At 67.9% G+C, this 26,802-nt stretch carries 27 protein-coding genes; 12 read left to right on the forward strand and 15 right to left on the reverse strand.

The annotated features are described in order from the left end of the window. Positions 1-149 precede the first annotated feature (149 nt). The 10 genes from HDA44_RS37920 to HDA44_RS38440 all read right to left on the reverse strand — a co-directional run bounded on the left by HDA44_RS37920 (position 150) and on the right by HDA44_RS38440 (position 8,814). Entirely contained in the window at positions 150-278 is a 129-nt protein-coding gene (locus HDA44_RS37920; RefSeq protein ID WP_272956405.1) for a hypothetical protein, read from the reverse strand. A gap of 262 nt (positions 279-540) precedes the next feature. Further along, positions 541-1,770, reverse strand: a complete 1,230-nt coding sequence (locus HDA44_RS07400; protein ID WP_184832420.1) for an amidohydrolase — start codon at positions 1,768-1,770, stop codon at positions 541-543. A 77-nt stretch (positions 1,771-1,847) separates the two neighbouring features. Further along, positions 1,848-2,201 carry a YciI family protein gene (locus HDA44_RS07405; RefSeq protein WP_184832422.1) on the reverse strand — a complete coding sequence of 118 codons (354 nt, stop codon included), beginning with the start codon at positions 2,199-2,201 and terminating at the stop codon, positions 1,848-1,850. 72 nt (positions 2,202-2,273) lie between these two features. Further along, positions 2,274-2,729 carry a carboxymuconolactone decarboxylase family protein gene (locus HDA44_RS07410; RefSeq protein WP_184832424.1) on the reverse strand — a complete coding sequence of 152 codons (456 nt, stop codon included), beginning with the start codon at positions 2,727-2,729 and terminating at the stop codon, positions 2,274-2,276. 33 nt (positions 2,730-2,762) lie between these two features. Next, complete coding sequence (locus tag HDA44_RS07415) at positions 2,763-3,545, reverse strand: sugar phosphate isomerase/epimerase family protein (RefSeq protein ID WP_184832426.1); 783 nt, start codon at positions 3,543-3,545, stop codon at positions 2,763-2,765. Next, the gene (locus HDA44_RS07420; RefSeq protein ID WP_184832428.1) at positions 3,546-4,370 is read right to left on the reverse strand and encodes a carbohydrate ABC transporter permease; all 825 of its coding nucleotides are present in this window, start codon (positions 4,368-4,370) and stop codon (positions 3,546-3,548) included. Further along, the gene (locus HDA44_RS07425) at positions 4,360-5,292 is read right to left on the reverse strand and encodes a carbohydrate ABC transporter permease (protein ID WP_184832430.1); all 933 of its coding nucleotides are present in this window, start codon (positions 5,290-5,292) and stop codon (positions 4,360-4,362) included. Before HDA44_RS07425 ends, HDA44_RS07420 begins: the two co-directional genes overlap by 11 nt. 4 nt (positions 5,293-5,296) lie before the next feature. Next, complete coding sequence (locus HDA44_RS07430) at positions 5,297-6,601, reverse strand: ABC transporter substrate-binding protein (RefSeq protein ID WP_184832432.1); 1,305 nt, start codon at positions 6,599-6,601, stop codon at positions 5,297-5,299. A 9-nt stretch (positions 6,602-6,610) separates the two neighbouring features. Next, positions 6,611-7,762 carry a mandelate racemase/muconate lactonizing enzyme family protein gene (locus HDA44_RS07435; protein WP_184832434.1) on the reverse strand — a complete coding sequence of 384 codons (1,152 nt, stop codon included), beginning with the start codon at positions 7,760-7,762 and terminating at the stop codon, positions 6,611-6,613. A gap of 11 nt (positions 7,763-7,773) precedes the next feature. Further along, positions 7,774-8,814 carry an NAD(P)-dependent oxidoreductase gene (locus HDA44_RS38440; protein ID WP_184832436.1) on the reverse strand — a complete coding sequence of 347 codons (1,041 nt, stop codon included), beginning with the start codon at positions 8,812-8,814 and terminating at the stop codon, positions 7,774-7,776. Between the two features lie 95 nt (positions 8,815-8,909). Between HDA44_RS38440 and HDA44_RS07445 the strand changes: the two genes are divergently transcribed. Genes HDA44_RS07445 through HDA44_RS07455 form a run of 3 tightly spaced genes read left to right on the forward strand, consistent with a single transcriptional unit; the run spans position 8,910 to position 11,580 of the window. Then, on the forward strand, positions 8,910-9,797 hold the full coding sequence (locus tag HDA44_RS07445; RefSeq protein WP_184832437.1) for a LysR substrate-binding domain-containing protein: 888 nt from the start codon (positions 8,910-8,912) through the stop codon (positions 9,795-9,797). A gap of 29 nt (positions 9,798-9,826) precedes the next feature. Further along, on the forward strand, positions 9,827-10,771 hold the full coding sequence (locus HDA44_RS07450; protein ID WP_184832438.1) for an SDR family NAD(P)-dependent oxidoreductase: 945 nt from the start codon (positions 9,827-9,829) through the stop codon (positions 10,769-10,771). 8 nt (positions 10,772-10,779) lie between these two features. Beyond that, on the forward strand, positions 10,780-11,580 hold the full coding sequence (locus HDA44_RS07455; protein ID WP_337905704.1) for a putative protein N(5)-glutamine methyltransferase: 801 nt from the start codon (positions 10,780-10,782) through the stop codon (positions 11,578-11,580). Here the strand turns inward: HDA44_RS07455 and HDA44_RS07460 are convergent. Together HDA44_RS07460 and HDA44_RS07465 are read right to left on the reverse strand one after the other, a co-directional pair. Next, positions 11,537-13,570, reverse strand: coding sequence for a GTP-binding protein (locus HDA44_RS07460; RefSeq protein WP_184832439.1), 2,034 nt, complete (start codon positions 13,568-13,570; stop codon positions 11,537-11,539). The two genes, HDA44_RS07455 and HDA44_RS07460, sit on opposite strands and share 44 nt — an antisense overlap. Positions 13,571-14,068: 498 nt before the next feature. Then, positions 14,069-14,485, reverse strand: coding sequence for an amino acid kinase family protein (locus HDA44_RS07465; protein ID WP_337905705.1), 417 nt, complete (start codon positions 14,483-14,485; stop codon positions 14,069-14,071). 215 nt (positions 14,486-14,700) lie between these two features. Here HDA44_RS07465 and HDA44_RS07470 point away from each other — a divergent pair, with 215 nt between their 5' ends. Next, positions 14,701-15,237, forward strand: coding sequence for a VOC family protein (locus tag HDA44_RS07470; protein ID WP_238352386.1), 537 nt, complete (start codon positions 14,701-14,703; stop codon positions 15,235-15,237). A 293-nt stretch (positions 15,238-15,530) separates the two neighbouring features. Beyond that, positions 15,531-16,487 (forward strand): small ribosomal subunit Rsm22 family protein, encoded by a 957-nt coding sequence (locus tag HDA44_RS07475; protein ID WP_184832441.1) that lies wholly within the window; start codon positions 15,531-15,533, stop codon positions 16,485-16,487. On the opposite strand, the gene HDA44_RS07480 is transcribed toward HDA44_RS07475, so the two are convergent. After that, positions 16,484-16,954, reverse strand: coding sequence for a GNAT family N-acetyltransferase (locus HDA44_RS07480; protein ID WP_184832442.1), 471 nt, complete (start codon positions 16,952-16,954; stop codon positions 16,484-16,486). The genes HDA44_RS07475 and HDA44_RS07480 overlap by 4 nt on opposite strands. Positions 16,955-17,186: 232 nt before the next feature. Here HDA44_RS07480 and HDA44_RS07485 point away from each other — a divergent pair, with 232 nt between their 5' ends. The 7 genes from HDA44_RS07485 (at position 17,187) to HDA44_RS07515 (ending at position 23,809) form a co-directional block, all read left to right on the forward strand. Continuing rightward, positions 17,187-18,860: a twin-arginine translocation signal domain-containing protein gene (locus tag HDA44_RS07485; RefSeq protein WP_184832443.1), complete on the forward strand. Its 1,674-nt coding sequence runs from the start codon at positions 17,187-17,189 to the stop codon at positions 18,858-18,860. Further along, entirely contained in the window at positions 18,857-19,390 is a 534-nt protein-coding gene (locus tag HDA44_RS07490) for a dihydrofolate reductase family protein (protein ID WP_184832445.1), read from the forward strand. Before HDA44_RS07485 ends, HDA44_RS07490 begins: the two co-directional genes overlap by 4 nt. A 67-nt stretch (positions 19,391-19,457) precedes the next feature. Then, positions 19,458-19,901, forward strand: coding sequence for a helix-turn-helix transcriptional regulator (locus HDA44_RS07495; protein ID WP_184832446.1), 444 nt, complete (start codon positions 19,458-19,460; stop codon positions 19,899-19,901). A gap of 10 nt (positions 19,902-19,911) precedes the next feature. Continuing rightward, the gene (locus tag HDA44_RS07500; protein WP_184832447.1) at positions 19,912-20,322 is read left to right on the forward strand and encodes a VOC family protein; all 411 of its coding nucleotides are present in this window, start codon (positions 19,912-19,914) and stop codon (positions 20,320-20,322) included. A gap of 39 nt (positions 20,323-20,361) precedes the next feature. After that, entirely contained in the window at positions 20,362-22,722 is a 2,361-nt protein-coding gene (locus HDA44_RS07505) for an ATP-binding cassette domain-containing protein (RefSeq protein WP_184832448.1), read from the forward strand. Between the two features lie 84 nt (positions 22,723-22,806). Beyond that, on the forward strand, positions 22,807-23,151 hold the full coding sequence (locus HDA44_RS07510; RefSeq protein ID WP_184832449.1) for a VOC family protein: 345 nt from the start codon (positions 22,807-22,809) through the stop codon (positions 23,149-23,151). A gap of 49 nt (positions 23,152-23,200) precedes the next feature. Continuing rightward, positions 23,201-23,809 (forward strand): HAD family hydrolase, encoded by a 609-nt coding sequence (locus HDA44_RS07515; RefSeq protein WP_337905706.1) that lies wholly within the window; start codon positions 23,201-23,203, stop codon positions 23,807-23,809. 27 nt (positions 23,810-23,836) lie between these two features. Here HDA44_RS07515 and HDA44_RS07520 read toward each other — a convergent pair whose 3' ends face one another. Together HDA44_RS07520 and HDA44_RS07525 are read right to left on the reverse strand one after the other, a co-directional pair. Continuing rightward, positions 23,837-24,940 carry a protein kinase domain-containing protein gene (locus HDA44_RS07520; RefSeq protein ID WP_184843063.1) on the reverse strand — a complete coding sequence of 368 codons (1,104 nt, stop codon included), beginning with the start codon at positions 24,938-24,940 and terminating at the stop codon, positions 23,837-23,839. A 30-nt stretch (positions 24,941-24,970) separates the two neighbouring features. Next, positions 24,971-26,800 (reverse strand): ABC transporter ATP-binding protein, encoded by a 1,830-nt coding sequence (locus HDA44_RS07525; RefSeq protein WP_184832451.1) that lies wholly within the window; start codon positions 26,798-26,800, stop codon positions 24,971-24,973. Between the last annotated feature and the right edge of the window lie 2 nt (positions 26,801-26,802).

The raw sequence follows: 26,802 nt of genomic DNA on the forward strand, positions 1-26,802 counted from the left end.
TCCGCAGCACGGGATTCCGGTCACGATCCCTTGAAAACGTCGTCACTCTCAGCGAGGGTTACTTGATCACTCGGGGATAGCTCTCGATGAGAAGGGGGAAGTGTGTCTGCGATGACAAGGCTCGCCGAGCAGTGCCGTGATGTGAGGAGTCACGGCAACGCAGGGCTCGGACGAGCTTCGATCCAACCGGCGGTGTGTACCGGCATCCACGAGGTGAGCTCGTCGATTCCGTCGGTACGGCCGCGACGCGTGGCGGTGCTCAGGCTGAGCAACGGCATGACGACCACGCTGCGATTGGGCGACGGCGCACCGGCGCCGGCGCCAGGTGCCACCGTTTTCGTCCAGGGTGGCCGAGGCATGGGTGATCAGCCTGCCTCAGGTGGGGTCATCCTCGCGCCGAGGGAACCCGGCCGGAGGTAAGCGGTCTGACCAGTGGCTCGCCGGTCTCAGGTGTCCAACGCCCAGCTGAGGCCGGCAAGTCCCTGACCACAGACGTCCCGCCGGACCGCACTCGCGGTACGGCCAAAGCCAGGTCCGGGTTCAGCGGAGCCAGGTTCGGGCCGCGCGGACCAGCGCTTGAACGCCCACCGCGAGGGTCGGGTCAGGTACCGGCGCGAACAGCGGTGAATGGTTCGACGGCAGGTCCTGGATGATCTCCTGCAGCCTGGCGATGTCCCTGGCGCCCGCGAAGAGTGCCGGGTCGGCGCCGCCGAGCAGCCAGTAGACGCACGGCGCGGAAGCGGCCGTGGCCAGGATGCCGACGTCCTCGCTGCCGGTCACCGGTCCCGGGTCCACGATCCGCTCGGCGCCGAACTCCTGCTCGAACGCCGCTTGGGTGCGCGCGACGCCCTCGGTGTCGTTGACGACCGCGGGGAAGGTCGTGACGTGCCGGATCTCCGGTGGCTTGGGTGCCCCGGCGGTGGCGGCTTCGCCGTTGACGATGCGTTCGACGGCCGCCATCACGGTTTCCCGTACGCGCGGCTCGAAGGAGCGGATGCTCAGCTGTAGCTCGGCGTCGTCCGGGATGATGTTGTCCTTGGTGCCGGCCCGCAGCGAACCGATGGTGAGTACGGCGGTGTCCGCCGCGGGCACTTCCCGGGACACCACCGTCTGCAGCTGCATCACCGTAGCCGCCGCCATCACCACCGGGTCGATCGAGGCCTCGGGCCGCGAACCGTGCGCGCCGCGACCGTACATCGTCACGTGCAGCGTGTCGGCGCCCGCGAACGACGGCCCCGCGCGGAGCCCGATGATCCCGGCCGGCAGCGGCGCGACATGCTGACCGAGTACGACCGACGGCGTGCCGAACCTCGCGTACAACCCGTCGTCGATCATGTCCTGGGCGCCGCGGCCGAGCTCTTCGGCCGGCTGGAAGACCAGGAGCAGGGTGCCGCGCCAGCCGGTGCGGCCCGCCGCGAGAGCTTGGGCCGCTCCGAGCAGACAGGTGACGTGGACGTCGTGCCCGCAGGCGTGCATCACGGGCACGTCGTTGCCGTCCGGGTCATTCGCGCGTACGCGGCTCGCGTACGGCAGGCCGGTCTTCTCCTCGACCGGCAGCGCATCCATGTCGGCACGCAGCAGCACGATCGGTCCGTCACCGTTGCGCAGTACGCCGACCACGCCGGTGCCGCCGACGCCGGTCGTGACGTCGTACCCGAACGATTCCAGCCGCGCGGCGACCATTCCCGCGGTGCGGACCTCGTGCAGCGAGAGCTCGGGGTGCGCGTGCAGGTCCCGGTAGATCTCGCCAAGGTCGACAGACTGATTCACCAGCTGATCCCCGTTCCGTACTGGACGGGCGGACGTTTCACGGTAGCACCGGGCGGCGCTGCCGGATCAGGGCCGGGTCAGTCGTCGAGGGGAGTGGCGGTGAACTCGCGGATCTCGATCGGCGAGTACGGGGCCTCGGGCAGCCGGGCGGCGATCTCCGTCGCGCGGTCGAGATCGCAGTCGACGACGTAGTACCCGGCCAGGACTTCCTTGGCCTCGGTGAACGGCCCGTCGGTGACCGCGGCCACGCCGTCGTTGACCCGGACCACCCGCGCGTTGTCGACGGTCAGCCCGATGCCGTCGACGAGTTCGCCGTTCGCTTTCAGCTCCGCGCCGAGCTTGCGGTGCTCTGCCATCACCTGATCCAGGCCCAGCGCCGCCAGCGCGCTCCAGGTCTGCTCGTTCCCGTAGATCAGCAGCATGTACTTCATACCGTGCCTCCATTCACCCGGCTACGTCGGAGCCCCGGACGCCGTCTCGACATCCGGGGCTCACGTTAGCGACTACCAGGTGGCACCGGCCGGTACGCGGATCGTCGTGTTGATCCGGTTGAACAGGTTGGTGAGCGCGATCATCAGGACGATCGCCGACAGTTCCTTCTCGCTGAACTGGGCCGCGGCCGCGGCCCAGATCTCGTCGCTGACCGAGGTCGGGTTGTCGGCCAGCCGGGTCGCCGCCTCGGCCATCTCCAGCGCCGCGCGTTCGGCGTCGGTGGACAGGTCGGAGTCCCGCCAGGCGGCGACCTGGTGCAGCCGTTCGTCGGTCTCGCCGCTCCTGAGCGCCGACTTGATCCCGCCGAAGACACACGGCGAGCAGCCGTTGATCTGGCTGGCCCGCAGGTGCACCAGCTCCAGTACCTTGCCGTCGGTACCGGACTGGCCGATGGCCTTGTAGATGTTCTGGATGCCCTTGGTGGCGTCCGGCAGGATCTCGGCGGGGTTGGTCATCCGTGCTTGCATGGGAGGTTCTCCATCAGGTTCCGTTGGTTGATTTCACTCCCTTGACGGATGCTGCGCGGCGGATGTGACAGCGAAGTGCAGGTCGTTTCGGAGCCGTTCCTCGACCGGTACGGCGGGGTCGGAGTACTGCCCGGTGAGGCAGACCGGACCGTTGTAGTTCACCTGCCGCAATGCGGCGAAGACAGCCGGCCAGTCCGACAGCCCGTCCTCGGCCTCGACGAAGTGCGTTCGCCAGTTGCCGTTCGTACGGGTGTAGTGGACGTTCTTCAGGTTCACGATGCCCAGTCGATCGGCGCCGAGTTCCAGGGTCACCGCCGGGTGATCACCGGCCAGCGCGTCGTGCGCGGCGTCCCACACCAGCTTGAAGTGGTTCGGTAGCCCGTCGAGCAGTTGCAGTACGCCGAGCGTCGACGATACGTACCGCCCGTGATGTGGCTGCACGCCGACTTGTACGTCGTACCGCTCGGTGAGTTCGACGGCCTGCTCCAACTGCTCGCGGTTTCGCCGGACCGACGCGGCGTACCCGTCCGGGCCGAGCTCGGCCATGATCCGGATCATCGGCACCCCGGCCTCCGCGCACGCCGCGAACACCGGCTCGGACAGGTCACTCGCGACGCTGATCGGTTCGACACCCTCCGTGCGCAGTTGAGAGCTGAACTTCGGCAGCTCCCGCTGGGCGTTCGCCGGCGTCACGTACGCGGTGTCCCGGACCGGGATCTCGGCGCCCGCGAACCCGATTCCGGCGACCAGCGCGCCGAGTTCGGCACCCGGCAGCCCGGCCCACGGTTTGGTGAAAACGGACCACAAACAGGACATTCAGCGGCCTCCCAGCCCACTCATGGTGATACCTCGGACGAACCAGCGCTGGGTCAGGAAGAACAGCACGATCAGCGGGATCGTGGTCACGGTCGCGGCCATCAGCAACAGGTTCCACTGGGTGCCGTTGGTGTCCTGGAACACCTGCAGCCCGACCGACGCGGTCCGCGTCGCGTCGCTGTTCGAGATGACCAGCGGCCAGAGCAGGTTGTTCCACTGGCCGATGAATTTGAACACCGCCAGCGTCGCGATCGCCGGCACCGCGAGCGGCACGATCACCCGGACGAACGCCTGCCACCGGTTCGCGCCGTCCAGCCGCGCGGCCTCCTCGTAGTCGCGGGGGATACCGAGGAAGAACTGCCGGAGCAGGAACACCCCGATCGCGGTGAACGCGTGCGGCAGGATCATCCCCGGCCAGGTGTCGATCCCATGCAGCTTCGCCACCAGCACGAACTGCGGAATCAGCGTCACCTGCGACGGGATCATCAGCGTCGCGAGGTAGATGCCGAACAACCAGCTCCGGCCCGGGAAGTTCAGTCGCGCGAACGCGTACGCGGCTAAGGCGGCCGTGACGGTTTCGAGGATCGTTGTTCCGGCAGCGAAGTAGACGGTGTTCAGCAGGTACTTGCCGAGCGGAACCAGGTCGAACGCGCGGGTCAGGTTCTCCGGGTGCCAGCTCGACGGCCAGAAGGACGGCTTCGCAGCCATCGACTCGGCATCGGACTGGAACGCGACCAGCAGCATCATCACGACCGGTACGAGCGTGACGGCCGTGACCAGGAAGCAGGTGAAGACGACAAGCCGTCGGCGTACGTCAGTTGTCATAGTGCACCAGCCTCCGCTGGAACAGGAACTGGCCGGCCGTGATGACCACGATGAACGCGAACAGTACGAGCGACTGGGCCGCCGCGTACCCCTGGTCGTAGTTCTCGAAGCCGGTTCGGTAGATGTACATGACGAGCGTCGTGGTCCGGCTGCCTGGACCGCCGTTGGTCATGATCAGGGCCTGGTCGAACACCTGGAACGACCCGATCACGGATGTCACCACGACGAAGAACAGCGCGGGCGAGAGCATCGGCAAAGTGATATGGCGGAAGCTGTTCCACGGTGACGTGCCGTCGACCCGTCCGGCCTCGTACAACTGTTGCGGGATTGCCTGCAGTCCGGCGAGGAAGACCACCATGCCGAAGCCGAAGCTCTTCCAGACGCTCATCAGGATCAGCGCGGGCATCGCCCAGCTGTCCGAGATCAACCACGCCGGACCGCTGACGCCGAACCAGCCGAGCACCGCGTTCACCAGACCGTCGTGCGGGATGTACAGCCAGATCCAGACGAACGCGACCGCGACCGTGATGGTTGCGTACGGCAACAGCAGGAGTGAGCGGAAGATCGTGATCCGCTTCAGGCCCAGGTTCAGCAGCAGGGCGAGCGCGAGGCTGACCAGGATCGTCAACGGGACGCTGACCAGGGTGAAGTACGCCGTGTTGCCGAGCGCCGACCAGAACGTCGGGTCCGGTCCGAGGCGGGCGAAGTTGTGCAGCCCGGCCCAGGTAGGTGAGCTGAACAGGTTCCAGTCGAGCAGGGAGATGACGCCCGCGGCGACGACCGGACCGGCGGTGAAGATCAGGAACCCGATCAGGCTCGGCAGGATGAACAGCCAGGCGGTGAGCGATTCACGGTTACGCCAGCGCGGCGTCGGTCTGGTCGCAGGTGCCACGCCGATTGCAGGTGCCGTATCGATGGCCATCAGGTCACCCCTTCCTGGCCGTGGCTTGGCGGACCGTGTCGAGGTGCTGCCGCATCAGGATGTCCAGCCGCGGCGTGAGCCCGCTGATCGCGTCGTCGACGGTGACCTGGCCGAGGAACGTCCGCGGCAGATCCTGACCCAGCAACTGCTTGACCTGATTCCAGTTGGTCGTGACGTCGAACGCGTGCCCGCCGGCCAGTTTCCCGGCGAGGATCTGCTGGACGATGCCGAGGTTGTCCGGCGGCGGCTGGAACGCGGACCCCGCGCTCAACCGGGCCGGATTGTTCCGGCCCGCCTTCGCATAGATGTCCAGCGCGCCGGTGCTGGTCAGCGTCTTCAACAGTCGCCAGGCAAGCTCAAGCTGCGCCCCATCGCGTACGCCGGACGGAATCGCGAAGCTCGACCCCGAGACCCGCGGCGTACTCCCCGCCGCCCCAGCCGGGAACGGGATGATGTCCCAGTCGAACTTCGCCTTCCGTACGTTCACCACCTGCCACGGCCCGTTCTGCATGAACGCGACGTTGCCCTGCAGGAAGTTCGACAACGAACTTTCGGTGACCAGGTTCTTGATCGGCGGCGTGACCTGATCGGTGACGAACAGACCGATCACGTACTGGAGTGCCTCCATCGCCTCCGGATCGCGGAGCGTACTGCGGCCGGCGTCGGCGCTCATCACGTTCCCGCCGGCGCAGTAGATCCACGAGACCAGATCGTCGATCGCGGGCGCGCAGGTGAATCCGTACTGCTTCCCCGGCTCGGTGAGTTGTCTGGCCAGGTCGCGGAAGGTTGCCCAGGACATCGGTTCGGTCTTCGACGGGAGCGCGATGCCCTGCTGTTTCAGCAGGTCCTTGTTGTAGTACATGACCGTCGGCGCGACGTCGAAGCCGATCGCGTACGTCTTGTCGTTGAAGCTCGATATCCGGCGGCTGGTCGGATAGAAGTCGTCCAGGTCGAAGTCAGGATCGGCGGCGATCAGGTCGTCCAGCGGACGGTGCGCGCCGCGGGCCGCGTACGTCGGGATCAGCGTTCCGTTCAGCGCGGTCACCAGGCCCGCGGTTCCGCTGACCAGCTGCAGGTCGAGCTTGGTCGGGTACCCGTTCGAAGGGGTCAGGGTGGCGACGGACCGGACCTTGAGTTGCTGCTCGACGTAGTTGCCGAAGTCGGTCCAGACCTTCTTCTCGGCGGCGCTGCTGGACCACATCGACCAGGTGGCGGTGCCGGCCGGTGGACCCGACGAGCAACCCGCCAGAGTGCCTGCCGCGGCGGCGGCCCCGAGGCCGAGGAAGCCGCGGCGGGACAGTTGGGACATGTCTTCTCCTCACCGGTAGCGCAGGTCGATCGACTCGGCGCGGATCCGCTCCTCGTCGACCTCGACGCCCAATCCAGGGGCGGTGGGGACCGTCGCGACGGCCATGGGCGAACGCGTGATGGTCAGCCCGTCGACATACAGCTCGGTCAGCAGCTCCGGCCCGTTGAGCTCGGCGGGCAGGGCGAGCTCGAGCTGACTGAACACGTGCAACGCGGCGGCGAACGCGACGCCGCAGTCGGTCAGACCGCTGGCGAGAATCTCCAGCCCACCGGCGAGCGCGGTCTGCGCGGTCTTCAGCGCGTTCCGCAGCCCGCCGGACTTGCAGATCTTGACCACTACCAGGTCGGCCGCGTCCAGGCGGATCGCGCGGGCCAGATCCTGCGCGGAGAAGCTGCCTTCGTCGATCGCGATCGGCAGGTCGATCAGTCCACGCACCCGCTGCATCGCGAGCGTGTCCGTACTCGGGACAGGCTGCTCGACGCAGTGGATCGTGCGTACGTGGGCCGTACGCTCCCGGAGTTGTTTGAGGGCGGCCGGACGGTACGACTGGTTGGCGTCGAGCCAGAGCGGTTTGGCGCCGGCGACGTCCGCGACGGTCTCGATCGCGGCCGTGTCGGCGTCGAGGTCGCCGCCGATCTTCACCTTGTACGCCGAATAGGCCGCCGACTGCTTCGCGTGTTCGCGGACCGTGTCCGGGTCGCCGACGCCGATCGCCGAGCAGAGCGGAATCTCGTCGTGCAGCTTGCCGCCGAGCAGGGCGTGTACGGGTACGCCGGCCAGCTTTCCGGCGGCGTCGTGCATCGCGATGTCGACCGCGGCCCGGGCGAACGGGAAACCGTTCGACACCGCGGGACTCAGGCGCTTCGCGGCGCGCTGATGGAACAGCTCGACGTCGTACGGCGTGAGTTCGAGCAGGATCGGCGCGAGATGGCGGCGGATGACGACCGCCATCGTCTCGGCGGTCTCGTAGCTCCAGCTGGGCAGCGCGCGCTGCTCACCCCAGCCGGCTACGCCGTCCGCGGTGGTCAGCTTCACGAAGATCACCGCGGCGGCCTGGTCCGGCGCCGCACCCGGCGCGCCGACCGCGCCGCTGCCGAGCACGAACCGGCGGGCGAACGGCACCGCGACGGGGAAGACCTCGACGTTGGTGATGCGGGACATCGGCGGTCCTTTCAGGCGGCGATCGACCAGGTGGACGGGTCGACGAAACTCGGCCCGCGGGTGCCGTCGCCGAGCCAGCGCAGAGCGTCTTGGAGTACGTAGCCCGCGAGGGCGAGATGGCCTTCTTCGGTGTCGCCGGCGACGTGTGGGGTGAGTAGCAGGTTGGTTGCCTTGAGGGTGCTGGGGTTGAAGATCGGCGGCTCAGGGTCGTACACGTCGAGGGCGGCGTAGATGCGGCCGTCGAGGGCGTGGTCGAGGAGGGCTTGCTGGTCGATGGCCGGACCGCGGGAGGAGTTGACCACCACCGCGCCGTCGGGGAGGTTCTCGATCAGCCGCCGGGTGATCATGCCCTTGGTTTCCGGCACGTTCGGGACGTGGATGGTGAGGAACGGACTGCTCGCCGCCTCTTCGAGGGATGCTTTGCGTACGCCGAGCTGGGTGGCGCGGTCGGTGGTCAGGTAAGGGTCGTAGACGGCGAGATCGCAGTTGAACGGTTCGAGCAGGGTGATGAGTGCGCGGGCGGTGCTGCTGGCGCCGATGATGCCGACCTTGGCGCCGGCCAGTTCGTGACCGCGGAAGGCGGATTGCTTCCAGCCGCCGGCGCGGACGGCGGCGTCGAAGCGGGGGAGGCGACGGGCCAGGGTGAGCATCGCGGCCAGGCAGTACTCACCCACCGACCAGGCGATCCGCGACCCCGCGGAGAACACGGCGACACCCTGCCCGAGGATGCTCGGGTCAATCAGGTTCTTCACAGTCCCAGCCGCATGCGCAACCACCTTCGGCCCACCACCAGCCCATAGCTCCGAGCCGAGCCGAGGCGTGCCCCAACTGGTGAGCAGAACGTCGGCCCCCGCCACCAGAGCTGGAACGGCTGCAGGGTCAAGCGCCGCCGGTCGTGCGACGGCCGCAGCCGGCTCGGCCGATCGCGGTTGTGCGACGTGCTCCGCTGTCGCCCACACCACCTCGAAATGCGTTTCAAGCAGGTGGCGGGTTTCGGGGTCGATCACGTCGGCGGCGCGTTCCGGGGTGATGAGAGCGGCGAGTTTCGGCACCTGGGCTCCTTGGCGGTGGGGGCGTGCTCTGACGGTAGGCGCTTTCCGTTATGCAGGTCCAAGCCCGATTTCGTATCGACCGATACCGTGCCTGCATGGACTTCTCGCTCCAGCAGCTCCGCGGTTTCGTCGCGGTCGCCGAAGAACTCCACTACGGCCGCGCCGCCCAGCGCCTGAACCTGACCCAGCCACCCCTGACCCGCCAGATCCAGGGCCTGGAACGCACCCTCGACGTCCGCCTGTTCGACCGCACCGGCCGCGGCGTACGCCTCACTGCCGCCGGCGCCGTCTTCCTCGAACACGCCCGCCGCGTACTCGCCCTCCTGGACGTCGCGCCAGTAGCCACCCGCCGCGCCGCCGACGGCATGACCGGCACGCTGCGACTCGCGTTCACCGCGATCGGCGCGTACGCCGTGCTCGCCGACTTCCTCACCATGGTCGGCAACCGAACCCCAGGCGTGACCGCCGAGCTGTCCGAACTCGTCAGCCCCGACCAGTTCGACGCGCTCGCGAGCCTGGAGATCGATCTCGGCCTGGTCCGCCCACCCATCCCGGAGCGTTTCGAGTCACTCCTGGTCCACTCCGAGGACCTCGTCCTCGCCGTACCCGCCACGCATCCCCTGGCCAACGGAACCGGACCGGTCGCGTTGGCCGACGCGACCGCCGACTACATCGGTTACAGCCCCGAGGGATCGCAGTACCTGCACGACATCTGCGCCGCGATGATCGGCATGGATCGCTACGCGGTCAGCCAGCTCGCGTCCCAGGTCCCGACCATGCTCGCCCTCGTCCGCGCCGGTCTCGGCTGCGCCCTGATCCCGCGATCGATCAAGGCGATGGGCGTCGAGGGCGTCCGCTACCGCGAACTCGATCCGGCCGACGCGCACTCGGTCACCCTGCACGCCTGCTGGAGCCCCGACAACCCCAACCCGGCGCTCCAGCGGCTGACCGAATCACTCCGGCACGATCCGCACTTGACTTAGAGCGAACTCTAATTCGTACGCTCGTGGGCATGAACGCACAACACAAGCTCGGCTCGGGTTTCGGGCATGACACCACCGCCGACGACGTACTGACCGGCATCGACCTGACCGGCAAGCTGGCGATCGTCACCGGCGGCTATTCCGGTCTCGGTCTGGAGACCACGAAGGCGCTGGCGAAGGCCGGCGCGCACGTCGTCGTACCGGCGCGGCGGCCGGAGGTGGCGCGGGAGGCGGTCGGAGAGCTTGCCGAGGTCGACGAGCTGGATCTCGGTGACTTGGACAGCGTGCAGGCGTTCGCGGACCGGTTCCTCGCGTCCGGGCGCTCGATCGACATCCTGATCGACAACGCGGCCATCATGGCCTGCCCGGAGACGCGGGTCGGGCCGGGCTGGGAAGCCCAGTTCGCGACCAACCACCTCGGGCACTTCGCGCTGGTGAACCGGCTCTGGCCGGCGCTCACCGCGAACGGCGGCGGCCGGGTCGTCTCGGTGTCGTCGACCGGGCACCGGCGCTCCGACATCCGCTGGGACGACCTGGAGTTCCGCCTCGGGTACGAGAAGTGGCAGGCGTACGGTCAGGCAAAGACCGCCAACGTACTCTTCGCCGTCCAGCTCGATGCCCTGGGCAAGGATTCCGGCGTACGGGCGTACGCGCTGCACCCGGGCGGCATCCTGACCCCGTTGCAGCGGCATCTGCCGAAGCAGGAAATGGTCGACCTCGGCTGGATCGACGCGGACGGCAACCTGCTGAGCCCGCACTTCAAGACGCCGGAGCAGGGCGCCGCGACCCAGGTGTGGGCGGCGACCTCGCCGCGGCTCGACGAGGTCGGCGGCGTGTTTCTTGAGGACTGCGACGTGGCCGAGGTGTCGACGGACGACGCGCCGGGCGTCCGGCCGTACGCGATCGACCCGACGTCGGCTGAACGGCTGTGGACGGTGTCCGCGCAACTCACCGGGGTGAACGCGTTCGGATAAGCTGCGTCGTGCTTTCTGTTGACCTCGGCCCGGTGGTCGAGCGGTTGCGGGCGTCCGGTTGCGTGTTCGCCGAGGACGAGGCCGAGATCATCGCCTCGACCGCGCCGGACGTCGCCGCGCTGACCGCGATGGTGGACAAGCGGGTCGCGGGGCAGCCGCTGGAGTACGTGGTCGGCTGGGCGTCGTTTCGTGGCTTGCGGATCCTGGTGGAGCCGGGAGTGTTCATTCCGCGCCGGCGGACCGAGTTCCTGGTCTCGGAGGCGTTGCGCGTGACCTCGCCGGGGGCCGTCGTGGTCGATCTTGGCTGCGGGTCGGGCGCGCTGGGGGCCGCGGTCGCGGCCGAGCGGGACGTGTCGCTGGTCGCCGCGGATGTCGAGGTCGCGGCGGTGCGCTGCGCTCGGCGCAACCTTCCCGGCCGGGCCGTGTACCAGGGCGATCTCTACGCGGCGCTGCCCTCGGGTCTGCGTGGGCGGATCGAGGTCCTGCTGTCGAACGTGCCGTACGTGCCGACCGACGAGATCCGGTTGCTGCCGCCGGAGGCCCGGCTGTACGAACCGCAGGTCACGTTGGACGGCGGGCCGGACGGGTTGGCCACGTTGCGGCGGGTCGTCGCGGGTACGGCGGAATGGCTCGCGCCCGGCGGGCATCTGTTCGTCGAGATGAGTGATCAGCAAGCACCGGTCGCCCAGGCGGTGATGGCCGAGTACGGACTGGTCGCCGAGATCGTCACGGACGACGACCTCGGCGCCAACGTCGTACACGGGATCAAACCCGGCGCTGAACCCGCAGCAGGTACTCCCGCCGGTTGAGCGGGTCGTGATCGGTGCGGGCGCGTTCCGGGATCGCGCCGGTGACAGGCTGGTACCGCTCGAAGGCGGATTCCAGTACGCCCTCGCCGCGGGTCAGCGCGGGTAGCGCCTGCTCCAACTCGTACACGGCCGCGGCCGGGATTTCGCCCTCCAGCGTGGACGTTTCCGCGGCCAGGGCGGGGACCTGGGGGATCGCCCGGAGCCGCGCGAGGGTGGCGAGTACGGCGCGGGTGGTGTCGGTGGGGATCTCGAGTTGGAAGTGGTGCATCGGCTGGTGCACCGTCGTACCGGCTTGCCGGAGTGCTGTCATCAGGACCAGCGGGGTCAGGTTGCGGAAGTCACCGGCGGTGCTCGACATGCTCTTGTCGAAGACCGCGTGCGCGTGACTCTGGCGAGCCGAGTAGCCGGAGTGGGTCATCACGACGTGCGCGTCGGGGATCTGCCAGCCGTGCAGACCTTGCCGAAGGGTCTCGCGGACGGTTTCCTCGACGGCCTTGATGAACGCGTACGGCATGGAGCCGAGCTCGACGTCCAGCTCGAAGCTGACACCGGCGTCGCGCGGCGCCGGCTCGACCCGCAGGCCGACGGTGGCGAGGAAGGGGTTCTCGTCCTTCTTCTTGAACTCCGCCGCGGCACCGGTGCCGACGAGACGCTCGATGCAGATCGTGGTGGTTTCGCGGAAATCCACCTCGATCCCGAAATCGGTGCCCAGCGTGGACTCGATCACCTCCTTCTGCACCTCGCCGTAGAGGGACACGTAGGTTTCCTGGCGCAGGTCGTCCTGGCGGAGGTTGATGAGTGGATCTTGCTCGGCGAGCTGGGTCAGGGCGGCGCGGAGATTGCCCTTCTGGGAAGGCGTCCGGGCCGAGATGACGGTTTCCAGGGTGGGTGGGGCGAAGTTTCCGGAAACAATCCGGCGATTATTGCCGGTTATGTTCCGGAGATCGGTGATGCGGTCGCCGATGCGTACGTCGGTGAGGCCCCAGAGTTTGGCGATCCGGCCGGGTGGGGCGGTGTGGGCCGGGGTGGCGCCGTCGTTGCCGTACAGCTCGATCGCGGTGATCTTGGCTTCGTTGCCCGTGGTTTCGTTGCGTCCGGTTTCGTCGCCGCCGGCTTGGTTGTGTCCGGTCGTGCCGAAGTGGATTCGTTCGCGGAGGTGGGCGGTGCCGGCGAAGATCCGCGCGTACGCGATCTTCTCGCCGGCCGGGCCGCGTTCGACCTTGAAGACGGTCGCGTCGAGCGGGCCGTCGGCGGTGCGGGCGCGGGGGAGCAGGTCGCGGATGCCGTCGGTCAGCGCGTCGGTGCCCGCGCCGGTGATCGCGGAGCCGAAGTACACCGGGTGGACCTGCGCGGCGTACGTCTGCCGGGCGAGCGCACGCTGCAGTGCGTCGGGTTCGAGTCGGGCACCGTCGACGTACGCGCGCAGGAGCTCGTCGTCGTGTTCAGCGAGCAGCTCCAGGAGAGCGCCGTCCTGGATGATCGGTTTGAACGCGGCGTCCGGCGTGCCGAGGCGGGTCGCCTCACCCATCGCGACGATCGCCGGCGACAGTCTCCGGGTGATCTGGTCAAGCACGGCCGCGTACTGCGCGCCACGCCGGTCGAGTTTGTTGACGAAGATCAGGGTCGGGATACGCAGTCGTTGCAGCGTACGCATCAGGACCCGGGTTTGGGCCTGCACGCCTTCGACCGCGGAGATCACCAGCACGGCGCCGTCCAGTACGCTCAGCGCCCGCTCGACCTCGGCGATGAAGTCCGGGTGCCCCGGGGTGTCGATCAGGTTGACCGTGAGGTCCCCGATCGCGAACGACACCACCGCCGATTTGATCGTGATGCCCCGCTGCCGTTCCAGCGCGAGCGAGTCGGTCTGGGTACTCCCACGATCGACACTTCCGACCTCACCGATCACTCCGGCCGCGTACAGCAGCCGTTCGGTCAGGCTTGTCTTGCCGGCGTCAACATGCGCCAGGATCCCAAGATTGAGTACTTCCACGCAGCTTCATGTCCTTCGAACAGGCGTCATCGGATTCCGCGACAGACATGAAGTGAGGTCGCATGACGGACTCCTTTGAAACGGCACCTGCTCGAACGCTCCGAGTACACCAACCCGGCGCCATCCACCACAAACCATTTAGCTCCGGACTACAACCACCCCTCAGCCGACGAAAGTGCCCCACCCCAACGCGAGTGGATATCTGGCTCTTCTGCCGTCTGTGTGGGTGCGGGTTGATGCGCCTGTCCACCCCGCGGCTTTGAGAACCCACCGCGCATTACCGCGGCCGTTGGGTACGCGGTGACTTCCCAAAGCGCGCCGGGCGGCGGGCACACGGCATGGACAGTACGTAGATGCCCACACATGCGATACAAGAGCCGGATATCCATCCGTGTTGTGGGTTCTCCACCCGCATACCGATAGAGAACCCACAACATCAGTGGAGACCCCCCCGCGTGGTGGTGGGTTTGCGATCCCCGAACCGGCTTGGGAGCGGTGCTAGTTGATGAGGGTGCCGACCGGGGTCCCGTTGAGAATGGCGGCGGCGGCGCCGGTCCGGTCGATGTCGAAGACGTGCAGCGGGAGCGCGTGGTCACGGGCCAGGATGAAGGCCGACTGATCCATCACGCCGAGGCCTTGGTCGATGACTTCCTTGTAGGTGAGGTGGTCGAAGCGTTTGGCGTCCGGGTGCTTGTTCGGATCGGCGTCGTACACGCCGTCCGTGCCGTTCTTCGCCACCAGTAGCGCGTCGGCGCGTAGCTCGACCGCGCGTTGTACCGAGGGGTAGTCGGTGGTCGTGAACGGCTGTCCGTTGCCGCAGGCAAGCAGGACGATCGCCCCCTTCTCCAGATGCCGCAACGCACGTAGCCGAATATACGGTTCGGCCAGCTCGACCCGATCAATACCCCACTCCACCGCCCGATTCCCACGAAACACATTTCCCCACCAACCACCACCGCCACCTGCACCACAGTCGCCCGCAACGCGATCACCCCGGTGGCGAGATGCGACGGATCTATCACGCGGCGGGTCTGGACTGTCGGTGGGTGGATCTAGGGTGTTGGGAACTGGTTCAGGTGGAGGTTGGGATGGGATCGGGTGAGTGGCGGAAGTTGGCGCAGGATCTGCGGATGCGGTTTGTGACGTCGTCGTTCGTGGCTGGTGCGCGGTTCGCGCAGGCGGTGGGGGAGGCGATCGGCGATCGTACGCCTGAGCTGCGGATCGGGTCCGCGTATGTCGACGTGTCCTGCCGGGATCAATCGACGGCCGACCGGATCAGCGCCCTCGCGGTGGAACACGGGCTGACCGCGGAACCGACCGCCGTCGCCCAACTGGAGATCGGTCTGGACACTGCCGACCCGGCCGAGATCGGGCCCTTCTGGGCAGCCGTCCTGACCGGCTCGACCGACTCCTTCACCGGCAGCGACGTCATCGACCCCACCGGCCGCGTCGCGAACCTGTGGTTCCAGGGCACGACGCCACACGAACCACTCCGGCAACGGTTCCACCTCGACCTGTGGCTCGCACCCGAGGTGGTCCCCGCGCGCATCGAGGCAGCGATCGCGGCCGGCGGGAAGGTCGTGTACGACGAGGAGGCGCCGATGTTCATCGTGCTTGCGGATCCCCAAGGGAACAAGGTCTGCCTGTGCACCTCGGAGGGCCGGTAAATCGGGCGCGCGGGTGCGGACAGTTCTGCTACGTTCGGGCTGACTCCAGGAGGTGGCCCTGATGGCTTGCATGGTTATCCGGTTCCGCGCTGTTCCCTCCGCTGCTGCTGTCTGTTGATCTGACAGCTTTCTCCGGACCGATCGGTGCGTCGCGGCCTCGCGCCGCGGATCACGTACGCGCCGCGTGTGTACGCCAGGTGTGAACAACCACCGGCTGACCGTCGTACCCGCGGGTTTCGCCATGGGTTGTACGCCGGGCGCGTACTCCGTGCCGATCGAACCGGAGTCTTCGCATGTCCGCCAAGGACACCCAACTTCATGCTGCCCTCACTCGTGCCGCCGCTGGCGTAGCTCTCCCTGAGCTGCGCCGCCGCGTGGCTGACCTGTCACACCGTTACCGCACCGAACAGGTAGCCGACGCAGCTCCCGCGTTGAACGATGCGCTGGACTGCCTCGCGTACGCGGTGATGCGGATGCCGGCCACCTACCGCGCCCTGCACGCCGCACTGACAGCAACCGAGCGCCACGTACGCGCCCCGATTTCAACTCACCTGGATCTCGGCGGCGGACCAGGCGCTGCCGCGTGGGCCGCCGCGGCCGTCTGGCCCGGCGTGACGACTGAGCTGATCGAGCGCCAGCGCCCCGCGATCCAGCTCGGCCGGCAACTCGCGGCCGAACATCTTCCCGGTCTCCGCTGGACCACCGCCGACCTCCGTTCCGGCGACCTCGACCGGGACGTCGATCTGATCACGATCGGCTATGTCCTCAACGAGCTCTCCGAGGCCGACCGCACAAGTGTCGTGAAAGCGGCCGCCCGCGCCGCCACCACCATCGTGATCGTCGAGCCCGGCACACCACGCGGTCATCAGCGTACGGTCGAAGCGCGGGCCGCGCTGATCGAACACGGGTTCACCATCGCGGCGCCCTGCCCGCATCAGTACGCGTGCCCGATCGTTTCGCCGGACTGGTGCCATTTCGCCGGCCGTCTGCCACGTACCGAACTGCACCGGGTACTGAAGAACGGTGTCCGAAACTTCGAGGACGAGAAGTTCAGCTACGTCGTCGCAACCCGCGCCCCGGCCGTCCCGGCCGCAAACCGCGTGCTCGCTCGCCCAGCCCGACCGAAGAACCGCATCATCCTCGACCTGTGCACAGCGGCCGGTACCAAAACCCACCTCACCATCCCCAAGTCAGCCGACACTTATCGACCCACTCGCCACACCACGTGGGGCGCGCCCTGGCCCGATTAACCCCGCGCGGGACGGACCACGTACGCCGTCTTCTCGTCGCCGGAGAACCCACATCGCCGATAGAACGCGTGTGTCGCCGGGGTCCGTGATCCCGTACTCAGCATCACCTTGTAACACCCGGCGTCCCATGCGGCCTGCAACGTCCCGGCCATGATCCGCTGTCCGAGCCCACGACCGCGCAATCCAGCATCCACGACGACGTTCTCGATCACCGCGTACGGGGCGGCGCCGCGGGTGAGGTTCGGGATCAGGTTCAGGTAGGTGGTGGCGACGACCGCTCCGCCGTGCTCGAGCACCAGGAGGTGCATTCCGGGCGTACGCAGGATCGTCGCGTACGCCTCGGCGGACTGCTCGTCCGGGAGCTCGGGATCGGTGGGATGCAGTTGCCGGTAGAGCCGAAGGACCGCCGCGAGATCGTTCGGTCCGGCTTCGCGGACGTCAGCGGACGAGCGTGATGGATCAGCCATGACACGCGAGCGTACGGGGCGACGCCGACAGTCGAGCTGCTGTTGGCGGGGAGCGCGCTGTCTTGAACTGCTGCTCGATGGGGTGTGCGGACAGTTGAGCTGTGGTCGGGTGGGCGTGCGGAGACAGTTGGAGTGGGGGTGTTGTTGTTCGGACTGCTGTTGGGTGGGAGTTGCGGGAGAATGGTGGGTCCGTGCTTTACGTCCGCTCGCGAACAGCCGGAGGCCGCCCGCCATGTCTGAGATTCGCCCGTCCCGTCGTGACGTCCTCCGAGCCACCGGCCTGGCCGCCGCGGCCGTCGGGGGCGCCAACCTCCTGCCCCCAACCCACGCCAACGCCACGCCAACCGCCAGCACCAGCACAGCGCGAACGATCAGCGCCACCACACCGGCCGCATCCGCCCGAACCGCGGCCGCCTCAGGTGCCGACTACACCGCGCGGGCGACGTTCGACGCCTGGGATCGCCTCTTCCAGCAAGGGGGCCCCGGGCAGCCGGATCAGCCGAACGACAACACCAACCGGGACGGCCGCTCCGGCATGCTCGCCTGGAGTCAGTCATACGTGCTGCTCGGCCTGGTCCGCATGTACGAGACCTACCGCGACACCCACTACCTGGACCGCCTGATCGACAACATCGACCAGGTCCTCTCCGTACGGGACAGCGAACGCGGCGTCACCGACTACCGCGGCCTCTCGCAACCGGCGTGGCGCGCCGACCACCCGTACACCACCGGCTACGCAACTCTTGCCGACAGCAACAATCAACCGCTCCTCGACCTCCGCGAAGCACTCACCTACGCGGAGGACACCACAGTCACCGTCTCGGCCGGTGCCCGCCCGGACACGTTCACGATCAACCTCGTCAACACCTTCGTGAACCGCACGGTCACGCTCACCGACCTCTCCCTGGACCCGGCAAGCCCCGACTACGCGGTCACCCGGATCTACGCCGCCGCCCCCGGCCCACTCCAACTCACCGCCGTCGACCGGCGACCCGCACCACATCCAACATCAGGCCCCAGCGACCTACCCCGCCTCGGCACGTACGAGATGCGCTGCCGCCCCGTCATCTTCGCCGTCCACACCGGCATGATCACGTACCCGATCGCGAGCTTCGTCCGCATCGTGCTCAGTTCACCCGTGCTGCGCCGCCGCTACCAGCGAAAGGCGGCCGAGTACCTGCAGGCGTGCCGTGAAGCGGTGGCAGTGCACGACTGGGAGTACCGCGACGCCGGTCACCTGATCTGGCCGAAAGGGCAGCCGCTCGCGTACGACGGATGTGAGCAGCCGATCAACCAGTCGGTCGGCCTCGGCCAGACCATGGTGGAGCTCGCGCTCATCACCGGTGACCGCGAGTACCGGCGGAAGGTCGCCGCGATGGGCCGGATGATGTCGGCGCAGCTCACGGCCGATGCCGGTGACGCCTACCTTTGGCACTACTGGCCGACCGGCGGACGCATCTATGACGGCTTCACCAAGACTGGTGATCCGGCGACCGATGTCTCGATCTTCACGCCGTCTGGTGGACCGGCGCGGCAGTTCGAGGACATCAGCCACGGCGCGATCGACGTCGAGTTCGCGGTCCGGGCGTTCCGCGCGAAGCTCGCGTTCACCGGTCGCGACCTGACGCGAATCGCCCGGACCTTCACCCAGAACGTCGCCACCACCGACGCGGCCGGCCTCCCCGCCGTACACACAACGGTCGCGGGCGGGACGATCGGCGCGGCATCGGTCGCGCACCAGGCACCACGCTGGATGCAGATCACCCCGTGGGACCGCAACGTCCACGCCCACTGCCTGGCCCTGTACAACCGTTACCAGCCGGCACCGGAGCGTGACGGCCAGCAGGCGATCGGCTTCGGCTGGCTCCTCGCCAACGTCGCGTACCTGAACTGGGGCGCCAAATGACCACCACGTACTTGATGACGTCCACCCTGAACGGTTTCGTCGCCGGCCCGGACAACGAACTCGACTGGCTGTACGACCTGCCTGCGGCGGACCGTGATTTCAGTCAGTTCCTGAGCGGTGTCGGAGCGTTGGCGATGGGCGCATCCACGTACGAGGCGGTGCTCCGTGATTCCGAGCTGCTCACCCACCCGGAGCGCTGGCACCAGGCCCACGGGGACCGTGCCGTCTGGGTCTTCACCCACCGCGAACTCCCAGCCGTACCAGGAGCGAATCTGCGGTTCGCGACGGATGTCGCCGCAGAGCATCCGGCGATGCTCGCGGCCGCGGGGGAGCGGGATGTCTTCGTCGCCGGCGGTGGCGCGCTGGCGGCCGCGTTCCAGGCGGCAGGCGTGCTCGATCGGGTCGTCATCGGGATCACGCCGGTCCTGCTCGCGGCCGGCAAACCGCTCTTCCCGGGCAGCGCGCGACTGCGGCTGACCGGCGTGGAGCGCCAGGGGCAGGTTGCCTTTCTGAGCTACGACGTACTCTGATCGAACCGGGAGGTTGTGATCGCGTCAGGCTTTGATCGGGCCGGCCGGGGATGGCAGGATTGCGACGATGAGTAACGGGGCGACGGATGAACAGCGCCTGGACGACCTGGCGCGGCTGCGGCGCGTGAAGGACCGGATCGACCGGGAGTACGCGCAGCCGCTGGATGTGGACGCGCTGGCGCGGGGAGCGCACATGTCGTCCGGGCATCTCAGCCGCGCGTTCAAGCGTGCGTACGGAGAGTCACCGTACGGGTACCTGATGACGCGCCGGATCGAGCGCGCGATGATGCTGCTGCGGCGCGGCGACCAGAGCGTCACCGATGTGTGTTTCGCGGTCGGCTGCCAGTCGCTCGGTACCTTCAGCACCCGCTTCACCGAGCTGGTCGGGATTCCGCCGAGCGTCTACAAGGAGCGCGCCGGCGACGCCACCCTCGGGATTCCGTCGTGTGTCGCGAAACAGGTGACCAGACCGATCAGGAATCGAGAAGCAACTCCGTCGACCGGCACGTAGCGTGACAGCCATGACGATCAAGATTCACACCAGTTTCCTGCCGCACACCGACCCGGAGGCCTCGCTGGCCTTCTTCCGCGACCTGCTCGGCTTCGAGGTCCGGATGGACGTCGGGTACGAGGGTATGCGCTGGATCACCGTCGGCCCGCCCGAGCAGCCCGACACCAACATCGTGCTCACCCCACCCGCGGTCGACCCGGGGCTGACCGACGACGAGCGCCGGACCATCCACGAGATGATGGCCAAGGGCACCTACGCCACCCTCGTGCTCGCCACGGACGACCTGGACGGGCTGTTCGAGCGGCTGCAGGCCACCGACGCCGAGGTGATCCAGGAGCCGACCGACCAGCCGTACGGCGTTCGCGACTGCGCGTTCCGTGACCCGGCCGGCAACCACATCCGGATCAACCAGGCCTCCTGACACACCGGCCAGACCGACGTCCACGATGGAGAAACACGCATGAGCTCTGACGAACATGTTGCCGACAGCCACGACCTGATCCGGGTCACCGGCGCCCGGGTGAACAACCTGAAGGACGTCAGCGTCGAGATCCCGAAGCGCCGGCTGACCGCGTTCACCGGGGTGTCCGGGTCCGGCAAGAGCTCGCTGGTGTTCGGAACCATCGCGGCCGAGTCGCAACGGCTGATCAACGAGACGTACAGCGCGTTCGTCCAGGGCTTCATGCCGAACCTGGCCCGCCCGGAGGTCGACGTACTCGACGGGCTGACCACCGCGATCATCGTCGACCAGGAGCGGATGGGCGCGAACCCACGCTCCACCGTCGGTACGGCCACCGACGCGAACGCGATGCTCCGGATCCTGTTCAGCCGGATCGCCACCCCGAACGCCGGCCCGCCGACCGCGTACTCGTTCAACGTCCCGAAGCGGACCGCGACCGGCTCGATGACCGCCGACAAGGGCGCCGGCGAGAAGAAGGTCGTCCGCGAGCAGGTGTACGCGGGCGGCATGTGCCCGCGCTGCGAGGGGATGGGATCGGTCACCGACTTCGACCTGACCGCGCTGTACGACGAGAACAAGTCGCTGAACGAGGGCGCGCTGACCATCCCCGGCTACTCGATGGACGGCTGGTACGGGCGGATCTTCCGTGGCTCGGGGTTCTTCAACCCGGACAAGCCGATCAAGAAGTACACCAAGAAGGAACTGCACGACCTGCTGCACCGGGAAGCCACCAAGATCAAGGTCGAGGGCATCAACCTCACCTACAACGGCATCATCCCGGCGATCCAGCGGTCGTTCCTGTCCAAGGACGTGGACGCGATGCAGCCGCACATCCGCGCCTTCGTCGAGCGCGCGGTGACCTTCACGATCTGCCCGGACTGCGGCGGTACGCGGCTCAGCCAGGACGCGCTGGCCTCGAAGATCAAGGGCAAGAACATCGCCGACCTTTGCGCGATGCAGATCACCGACCTGGCGGCCTGGATCCGCGGGCTGAAGGAACCGTCGGTCGCGCCGCTGCTGAAGGCACTCGGTGAGGCCCTCGACTCGTTCGTCGACATCGGCCTCGGGTACCTGTCGCTGGAGCGGCCGGCCGGGACGCTGTCCGGTGGGGAGGCGCAGCGCACGAAGATGATCCGCCACCTGGGATCGTCGCTGACCGACGTCACGTACGTGTTCGACGAGCCGACCATCGGCCTGCACCCGCACGACATCCAGCGGATGAACGAACTGCTGCTGCAACTGCGCAACAAGGGCAACACCGTGCTGGTCGTGGAGCACAAGCCGGAGACGATCGCGATCGCCGACCACGTGATCGACCTCGGGCCGGCCGCCGGGTCCGGCGGTGGCGAGGTCGTGTTCGAAGGCACGGTCGAGAAGCTCCGCGCGAGCGGGACGCTGACCGGGCGGCATCTCGACGACCGCGCGTCACTGAAGGAGTCGGTACGGACCGGGTCCGGCGCGCTCGAAGTACGCGGCGCCTCGACGAACAACCTGCAGGACGTGAGCGTCGACGTACCGCTCGGCGTACTGGTCGTGGTGACCGGGGTCGCGGGCTCCGGCAAGAGTTCACTGATCCACGGGTCGATCGCGGACCGCGACGGCGTGGTGTCGATCGACCAGGGCGCGATCCGCGGTTCGCGGCGCAGCAACCCCGCGACGTACACGGGTCTGCTCGATCCGATCCGGAAGGCGTTCGCGAAGGCGAACGGGGTGAAGCCGGCGCTGTTCAGCGCGAACTCCGAAGGCGCGTGCCCGGCGTGCAAGGGCGCGGGCGTGATCTACACCGAGCTCGGTGTGATGGCGACCGTCGAGGCGCCGTGCGAGGAGTGTGAAGGAAAGCGGTTCCAGGCTGCCGTACTGGAGTACACGTTCGGTGGGAAGAACATCGCCGAGGTACTCGCGATGCCGGTGTCCGAGGCGCTGGCGTACTTCGCGGAGGGCGACGCGCGGACGCCGGCCGCGGAGAAGATCCTGGAGCGGCTCGCGGACGTCGGTCTCGGGTACCTGTCGCTCGGCCAGCCGCTGACGACCCTGTCCGGCGGTGAGCGGCAGCGGCTGAAGCTGGCGACGCACATGGGGGAGAAGGGCGGCATCCTCGTACTCGACGAGCCCACGACCGGACTGCACCTGGCGGACGTCGAGCAACTGCTGGGGCTGCTGGATCGGCTGGTCGACGCCGGCAAGTCGGTGATCGTGATCGAGCACCACCAGGCCGTGATGGCGCACGCGGACTGGATCATCGACCTCGGGCCCGGCGCGGGCCATGACGGCGGCAAGGTGGTCTTCGAGGGCACGCCGGCGGCCTTGATCAAGAAGCCGAAGACGCTGACCGGGAAGCACCTGGCCGAGTACGTGGCCTAACCGGTCAGGAATCGAGAAGCACGCCCGGCCGGGGCAGGAATAGCGTGAAGTCATTCGGAAATTCCCTTCACTCAGGAGCACGAAATGACTTCCACGCAAGGCGCAAAGACGATCCTGCACCCGGTCACGGACCTGGCGAAGGCCAGGCCCGTGTACGCGGCGCTGCTCGGTGTCGAACCGATGGCCGACTCGCCGTACTACGTCGGCTTCGAGGCCGAAGGCCAGCAGATCGGCCTCGTGCCGAACAGCGACATGACCGCGCCGATCGCGTACTGGCACGTCGCTGACATCGAAGCCAAGATCCAGGAGATCACCACCGCCGGCGGCACCCTCAAGGACGCCCCGAAGGATGTCGGCGGTGGCCGCCTGGTCGCGACCCTGACCGATCCGGACGGCAACATCCTCGGCATCCTCCAGGACCCGTCCTGACCCCATGTGCCTGATGCCCCGCGCCTACGCGGCCGCTATCTTCGGTTCCGTGAATATTCGGCATGTGCTGTTCGACGCGGACGGGGTGCTGCAGGACCTCCCCGGTGGTTGGTACACGGCAATGGAACCGTACTTGGGTGGTCGCACCCGGGAGTTCCTGCACGAGACCTGGGTCGAGGAGCTGCCGAGTCTTGCCGGTCAGGAGGACTATCTGCCGATCCTCACCGCCGGTCTGCACCGGCATGGCGCCACCACCCCGGTCGCCGAGATCTACGACGCGGTATGGAAGAAGATCTCGGTGATCGAGGAGTCGCTGGAGCTCGTGCGGACGCTGAAGCGCAACGGGTACGGCGTGCATCTCGGGACGAACCAGGAGTGCTATCGCGGTGCGCACATGCGTACCGCGCTCGGGTACGACGAGTTGTTCGACGTGAGCTGCTACTCGTACGACCTCGGCGTCGCGAAACCCGACCCGGCCTTCTTCACCCGCGCCGCCACCCGCATCGGCGCCGACCCTGAGTCGATCCTCTTCATCGACGACAACGCCGACAACGTGGCCGCCGCCCACACCGCCGGCCTCCCCGCCGAACAATGGGACTTCACCCAGGGCCACGCCACCCTCCACACCCTCCTCACCACCCACGGAATCACCACCTGACCCCGGCACCTGCTGCTGTGTCGAGGCTCAGTCGATGCGTGGCGTTTGGGCCGCGCCGCCTGCCTGGCGTTGGCGGGACTGGTGGTCGCGGGGCGGGGTGCTGCTCTCGGAGGCTGCTGATTCGGCGGAAGTTGCCGGGCGGTTCATGATCTGCCCGGCGGGTGGCTGGGCAGTCAGCATGGAGCGCAGGTGGTCGAGGTCCGGCACGCGCTGGGCGGGGCCGGCCTCGGCGGCTGGGGCTGACTGGGTGGATTCGGCGCGGAGCTCGGCCGCGATCGAGCGCAAGGCGACCGAGGCTTCGGCAGCGGTCGGACGATCTCCCGGGTCCTTGGCTGTCATGTCCGCGATCAACTGATCAAGCGCCGGCGGAACATCGTCGCGGACAGCCGACAGGCGCGGTACCTGGCCGTCGGCCTGCGCGAACCGGCTGCCGTGCGCGCCGAACACAACCTGTCCGGTGGCCGCTTCGTGGAGCGTCAGTCCGGCACCGTAGACGTCGGTGGCCGGATCCGGGAGCGGCGGCTCGAAGTTCGGACGGCGGTTCCGGATGGCGTTGGACGCATCGGCAAGTTCAGGGGCCGCGTACCCCCAGGTGCCGACGCTGAGCTCCACCTCCGGATCGCCCGTGCGCGACGAGTTGCCGAAGTCGATGAGTTTGACCTGACCGTCGGGCGTGATCATCACGTTGTCCGGGTTGATGTCGCGATGCACCAGGTCGGCCGCGTGCACCGTACGCAACGCGTCCGTGAGCTGAGCCCCGACGTCGGCGACCCGCCCCAGGTCGAGCGCCCCGTCCGAGCTCAACCGCTCGTTCATCGTCTGACCGCGGACCAGCTCGACCGCGACGTACGGCGTGAACTCGGTTGCGGTCGCATCGAGGTCGAAAGCCCGCACGATGTTCGGATGCTGAAACCGTGCGGTTCGGTCGTGCTCGGCGGTGAACTTTCCCAGCACGTACGGCTTGTAGTCCTCCACGTGCGGGATCTTGAGCACGACGTCCTCGCCACGCTGGACATCCGTGGCGGTCCAGATCGAGGTCGCGCCACCTTCGCTGATACGACGCGCGTCCGTGTAACGACTCGGCAGTACGGGGGTGTACTCCGGAAAGTAGTACTCAACGATGGCAGGGATCCCTTCGACTCACCTACGCGAACGGACAGGTTAGCCGGTCGGGGTGTCCGTGAGCGGCGTGGCGTTGCCGGGATCGTCGCCGTGCCAGGTTTGCCAGAGGTTGCCGTAGACGCCGCCGGCGCTGACCAGTTCGTCGTGGGTGCCGAGCTCTACCAGTTCACCGGCTTCCATCACGGCGATTCGGTCGGCGTCGTGGGCGGTTTGCAGGCGGTGGGCGATCGCGATCACGGTGCGCCCGTGCAGTACGGCGGCCAGTGACTGCTCGGTTTGACGCGCGGTCTTCGGGTCGAGAAGCGCGGTCGCCTCGTCCAGGATCAGCGTGTGCGGATCAGCGAGAACCACCCGAGCCAACGAAAGCTGCTGCGCCGCAGCATCACCAAGAATCAACTCCCGCCCAAGCACAACATCCAGCTCACCGTCCGGTTCGCCTTCTGGTGCGGCGGGCCAGGTTGCACCGACTGCGTTCAGGGCGGCGTGCAGTTCGCTGTCGGTGGCGTCTGGTTTGGCGATCAAGAGGTTGTCGCGGAGGGTGTCGTGGAAGACGTGGTGATCTTGCGTGATCAGCACGACGTGCTCGCGCAACTGATCCGGCGGAAGATCGGCAACCGGCGTACCGCCAATCGTCACCGACCCGGTGTGCGGCCGGTCCAACCCGGCGAGCAGTCGCGCGAGCGTCGACTTCCCCGCGCCGGACGTACCGACGATCGCCAGCCGTTCCCCGGGCTGCACCGACAAATCGATCCCACGCAGCACATCGCGTACGCCGGTGTAGCTGAAGCGGACGTCCTGCACGCGAATCCGGTTGCCGGGAACGTCCCGCGCCGACGCGGCCGGCGCGTTCGCCCGCGACGCTTCGGTCTGCGACGGTTCGGTCCGCGGGATGTCTGACAGCCCCTCCACTCGCGCGTACGAGGCCGCCGCACCTTGCAGCTGCTCGATCCACAACATGACCGTGTTGAGCGGATCGACCAACTGCCGCAAGTACACCGCCGCGGTCACGACCACCCCAAGGCTGACCAGCTCGTTGGCATACAGCGCGCCTCCGATCAGCAGGGCTCCCGCAACCGGTAACGTCAGCGCGATCTCCGACCACGGAAACAGGATCGTGCGCAGCCACAATGCCCCGAGCCGAGCGCGCCGCGCCTGCCCGATCGCGGCTTCGGTCACCTCGGTACGGCGATCCTCCAGACCGAGCAGCTCCACCGTACGGGCGCCCTTCGCCGTACTCGCGACGATGTCGGCGAGCCCCGCTTCCGCGCCCGCCGCGGCCAGGTACACCGGCCGGGCTCGGCGAAGGTACCAGCGCACCGCCGCGCCGACACCGAGCAACGACGCGAGACCGCAGAGCCCGAGCCGCGGATCGAGCACGAGCACCGCGACGATCAGGAACAGCGCGTGGACGACCGCCACCAGCACCTCGGGCACCGCGGACCGCAGCGTCGCCGCGACCTGGCTTGCGTCGGTACTTCCCCGCGCGATCAGGTCACCGACTGGCACCTGATCCGCCACGCGGGGCGGCAGCGCCAACGTACGCCGCATGAACCGTTCGCGGACGCGGGCGGCCGTACGCTCACCGAACCGGTAACCGATCTTGAGCGCCCACCACGACAGCACCGTCTGGGCAACCGTGAGCAGCACAGCACCGAACGCAAGCCGATCGACCGTGCTGAGCACGTTGCCGGAGCCGCCCTGGATCGTGTCGATGATCCGACCAAGCAGCCATGGACCTACCAAACCGGCCGCGGCGGCGAGGCCGTTGACCAGGACAAGGCCGATCACCGCGGCACGGTCGGCGCGCAGGTCACGCCCAGCCGCCGAACGAACCTCCGCCGGAGAAGCGACGGGCAGTTGGCCACTCATCG

Source organism: Kribbella solani, from assembly GCF_014205295.1.
Classification (GTDB): Bacteria; Actinomycetota; Actinomycetes; order Propionibacteriales; family Kribbellaceae; genus Kribbella; species Kribbella solani.

What these genes read in the sequence shown, in the direction of transcription:
- HDA44_RS07425 (WP_184832430.1), bottom strand. Translation starts at nt 5,292, where the DNA reads ATGGCCATCGATACGGCACCTGCAATCGGCGTGGCACCTGCGACCAGA.
- HDA44_RS07490 (WP_184832445.1), top strand. Translation starts at nt 18,857, where the DNA reads ATGACCACCACGTACTTGATGACGTCCACCCTGAACGGTTTCGTCGCC.
- HDA44_RS07405 (WP_184832422.1), bottom strand. Translation starts at nt 2,201, where the DNA reads ATGAAGTACATGCTGCTGATCTACGGGAACGAGCAGACCTGGAGCGCG.
- HDA44_RS07495 (WP_184832446.1), top strand. Translation starts at nt 19,458, where the DNA reads ATGAGTAACGGGGCGACGGATGAACAGCGCCTGGACGACCTGGCGCGG.
- HDA44_RS07450 (WP_184832438.1), top strand. Translation starts at nt 9,827, where the DNA reads ATGAACGCACAACACAAGCTCGGCTCGGGTTTCGGGCATGACACCACC.
- HDA44_RS07415 (WP_184832426.1), bottom strand. Translation starts at nt 3,545, where the DNA reads ATGTCCTGTTTGTGGTCCGTTTTCACCAAACCGTGGGCCGGGCTGCCG.
- HDA44_RS07525 (WP_184832451.1), bottom strand. Translation starts at nt 26,800, where the DNA reads ATGAGTGGCCAACTGCCCGTCGCTTCTCCGGCGGAGGTTCGTTCGGCG.
- HDA44_RS37920 (WP_272956405.1), bottom strand. Translation starts at nt 278, where the DNA reads ATGCCGTTGCTCAGCCTGAGCACCGCCACGCGTCGCGGCCGTACCGAC.
- HDA44_RS07480 (WP_184832442.1), bottom strand. Translation starts at nt 16,954, where the DNA reads ATGGCTGATCCATCACGCTCGTCCGCTGACGTCCGCGAAGCCGGACCG.
- HDA44_RS07430 (WP_184832432.1), bottom strand. Translation starts at nt 6,601, where the DNA reads ATGTCCCAACTGTCCCGCCGCGGCTTCCTCGGCCTCGGGGCCGCCGCC.
- HDA44_RS07445 (WP_184832437.1), top strand. Translation starts at nt 8,910, where the DNA reads ATGGACTTCTCGCTCCAGCAGCTCCGCGGTTTCGTCGCGGTCGCCGAA.
- HDA44_RS07475 (WP_184832441.1), top strand. Translation starts at nt 15,531, where the DNA reads ATGTCCGCCAAGGACACCCAACTTCATGCTGCCCTCACTCGTGCCGCC.
- HDA44_RS07485 (WP_184832443.1), top strand. Translation starts at nt 17,187, where the DNA reads ATGTCTGAGATTCGCCCGTCCCGTCGTGACGTCCTCCGAGCCACCGGC.
- HDA44_RS07470 (WP_238352386.1), top strand. Translation starts at nt 14,701, where the DNA reads ATGCGGTTTGTGACGTCGTCGTTCGTGGCTGGTGCGCGGTTCGCGCAG.
- HDA44_RS07410 (WP_184832424.1), bottom strand. Translation starts at nt 2,729, where the DNA reads ATGCAAGCACGGATGACCAACCCCGCCGAGATCCTGCCGGACGCCACC.
- HDA44_RS07505 (WP_184832448.1), top strand. Translation starts at nt 20,362, where the DNA reads ATGAGCTCTGACGAACATGTTGCCGACAGCCACGACCTGATCCGGGTC.
- HDA44_RS07435 (WP_184832434.1), bottom strand. Translation starts at nt 7,762, where the DNA reads ATGTCCCGCATCACCAACGTCGAGGTCTTCCCCGTCGCGGTGCCGTTC.
- HDA44_RS07510 (WP_184832449.1), top strand. Translation starts at nt 22,807, where the DNA reads ATGACTTCCACGCAAGGCGCAAAGACGATCCTGCACCCGGTCACGGAC.
- HDA44_RS07420 (WP_184832428.1), bottom strand. Translation starts at nt 4,370, where the DNA reads ATGACAACTGACGTACGCCGACGGCTTGTCGTCTTCACCTGCTTCCTG.
- HDA44_RS07500 (WP_184832447.1), top strand. Translation starts at nt 19,912, where the DNA reads ATGACGATCAAGATTCACACCAGTTTCCTGCCGCACACCGACCCGGAG.